The sequence below is a fragment of the Paenibacillus sp. FSL A5-0031 genome, assembly GCF_001956295.1.
Taxonomy (GTDB): Bacteria; Bacillota; Bacilli; order Paenibacillales; family Paenibacillaceae; genus Pristimantibacillus.
In genome coordinates, this window is sequence record NZ_MRTD01000052.1 from 1 (window position 1) to 3,357 (window position 3,357).

Consider the following 3,357-nt stretch of genomic DNA (forward strand, 5'->3'; position numbering starts at 1 on the left):
ATGGCGTAATTTGTAGCACCTCTACCCGATGCTTCTTTATAAGCTCCTGCAGCAGATGGGCATCGCCCCGTTCCTCTTCATTGCAAAGCACCATTTTCATCCCCATTGTTAATGGGAGTAGACTCTCTACGATGAAAATATCGAACGATACGGTCGCCATTGCCAATATGCTTTGGCCTGCTTCGAATGGAATTCGCTCACGGAATGCGCTCACGAAGCTTGCCAGTCCGCGATGCTCGATCATTGCACCCTTCGGCCTACCCGTTGAGCCCGAAGTATACAGTACATACGCCAGATGCTCCGGACGGCTTACGATCTCCAGATTTCCTCGTTCCGAGCTATAGAGATCAGCATCATCCAAATACCATTCTTCTGACGCATTTATGACAAACCCAGCATATTTCCTTTCTGTCAGAAGCCATTGATCGCCGCAATCCTCCAGCATCCACTGAATACGCTCAACAGGATATGCCGGATCAATAGCGACATAAGCGCCCCCTGCTTTCAAAATGCCAAGAATGCCGATCATCAACAGGGGGGATCGGTCTGCTATCAGCGCTACAATTCGCTCCGGTCCCACCCCGCGGCTGCGAAGCGTATGTGCCAGCTGGTTGGATCTATCATTTAGTTCGCGATAGGTCATCTGCTCCGATTCAAAATGGACTGCAACCGCATCTGGAGTTTTTGCAGCCTGCTTCTCTATCTCTTCAATGACGGATCGCCATTTGAACGGGATACCTGGCAAAGATGAAGCTTGGCCCTGCAAACTCAGCGGCATTTTTGCGGGTGCATCTCCTGATGCTGCAGCCCCTTCAGCATCAGCACCACTGCTCTTCATCCATGTCATACTATTCAATGCCCCAAGCAGCTCCAACTTTTCTTCATCGTTAAGCAGCTCTAGTTCGCCTAATGTCCGCAATCGATTTTCGCTCGACGTCATTGCTTTAATAATCGCGCAGTAGTGATGGGCCATCCTGATGACTGTTTCCTCATGAAACAAATCCGTTGCATATTCCAAGCTGAAGGCAATGCCTTCCGCGCGCTCTACAGCTTCAAGTGTCAAATCAAACTTGCTGACACCGTGTTCAAACGGCTGCGGCTCGAAGCTCAAACCGCCCGCTTGCAACGCTGAACGCTCCATATTTTGCAAAATAAACATCGTATCGAACAACGGATTTCGGCTCTTGTCCTGAACGAGGTTTAGCCGCTCCACCAGCTTCTCGAACGGATACTCCTGATGCTCCAGCGCCTGCAGCACATCCTCGTGCAATTCAGAAACGTAGCTGCTAACTGTACGTTCGAGCTGCGGTCGACAACGGATGGCTGCTGTATTGACGAACATGCCGATGAGTCCCTCCACATCAACATGATTACGTCCAGCTACTGGCGTACCAACAATAATATCCTCTTGTCCGCTGTACTTCCCAAGCATAAAAGCATAAGCACTTAGCAGTACTGAATATAGTGTCACACCTTGCTCTGCCGCCAAACGCCGCGCCCGCTGTGCAAGCTCTCCGTCTAGATGAAAGACATATTTTCGCCCCTTAAAAGTTTGAATGATCGGGCGTTTCCTATCTGTCGGCAATTCCAGCAGCGGCAGCTCGCCTTCAAACTTCTTCAACCAGTAACGCTCATGCGCCTCGATTGCTTCGCCGCCTAGCTGTCCTTCCTGCCAGACCGCATAATCCCTATATTGCACCCGCAGCTCTGGCAGTTCATTTCCGCCGTATAATGCCGTTAATTCCTTTACCAGCACACTCATCGAAACGCCATCCATCACAATATGATGGATATCCAGCAGCAGCAAGTAATGCTCTTCTTTCAGTTGAAGAAGTCCTGCCCTTAGCAGCAGTCCGCTTTCCAAATCAAAAGGTCTTATAAACTTCGTAATGAGCTCATTCAGCCATTCTGATTCAGCGATTACATCATCACTAGATGGTACTAGCTCATCTAGCCCATCCTCGAAATGAAATGCCTTCTCTGGGAGGACTCGCTGCCTGAATTGCTCATCCATATAATGAAACGAAGTTCGTAAACTCTCATGCCTAGCGACCAATGATGTAAACGCAGCTTCAAGTCTCGATGCGTCCAGCTTGCCCCGAATTCGCAGTGCAAACGGAACATGGTACATCGTTGATTCTCCTGTTAGCAGCCCCAGCAAATATTGTCTTCTCTGCGCATGCGACATCGGATAATGCTCCTGATCCATCTGGCGCGGAATCGATTTATATGTTTGCAGATGTTTACTTTCAATTACTTCAGCAAGGGACCCTAGCTTTGGATTTAAAAACAGCTCCCTCAGCGGCACATGTACACCAAACTGCTCATGGATTCGGCTTACCAGCGCTGCAGCCTTGAGCGAATGGCCGCCAAGCTCGAAAAAGCTGTCCATCACGCCAATATCATCCGACAACAACAAATCTTTCCACAGCTCGGCAAGCTTGCGTTCCGTCTCGTTTCTTGGCCTTAAGTACTGGCGCTCACTCAGCACAGTCTTATGAGGTTTTGGCAGCGCCTTTCGATGCAGCTTTCCGGTTGGTGTGAGCGGTATTGCATCCAGCAGCATCACATAAGCTGGAATCATATAGGCAGGCAACTTGCTGCTGAGATGGGTCTGTAGCTCCGAAATCATGTCGGAGAGGTTGTGTTCGTTAATATTGTTGTTACAACTAGAGTCGGAAGCGGGTACAACATACGCACAAAGCGCATGGTCGCCCTCCTCCTCCTGAAATACGATGACAACAGCTTCCTTCACATGCTCATGCAGCAGCAGCTGCTGCTCCACCTCACCGGTTTCAATGCGATGTCCTCGTATTTTTACCTGATGATCGCGGCGGCCTGCGTATACAAATTCACCGTATCACCCGTGCGGTACATCCTCTCACCTGCATTAAACGAGCTCGTGATGAATACTCCATGATCCCATTCTGGATGGCGAAGATACCCCCGTCCAACGCCTGCTCCTAAGATGCAGATTTCACCAATTACACCCGTCGGCTGCAGCTGCAGTGCTGGATTTAGTACAACCATTGCTGCCCCGGAAATAGGCTTGCCAATCGTGATGTTCTCACCGCTAGTTACCTCGCACACCGATGTCCATACCGTTGTTTCCGTTGGTCCATAAAGATTGAAGATACGTGCATTCGTCACCGAACGAAGTCTCTCCAGCAGATCCATCGTCAACGGCTCCGCTCCAATCATGACTATACTTAAGGCTTTCCAAACCTCGCTTTGGCTCACCTGCGCCATCCACCACTTGAAGCGTGATGGTGTAATTTGTAGCACCTCTACCCGATGCTTCTTTATAAGCTCCTGCAGCAGATGGGCATCGCCCCGTTCCTCTTCATTGCAAAGCAC

Annotated in this window: 2 protein-coding genes; both read right to left on the minus strand. The window is 49.9% G+C overall.

All coding sequences use genetic code 11. From position 1 onward, the window contains the following. Positions 1–2,785 (minus strand): condensation domain-containing protein (locus tag BK120_RS34170; protein WP_144376929.1); only part of this gene is annotated, 2,785 nt, incomplete at its 3' end. A gap of 32 nt (positions 2,786–2,817) precedes the next feature. Continuing rightward, a partial coding sequence (locus BK120_RS34175) for an AMP-binding protein (protein WP_179089961.1) occupies positions 2,818–3,357 on the minus strand: 540 nt, incomplete at its 5' end.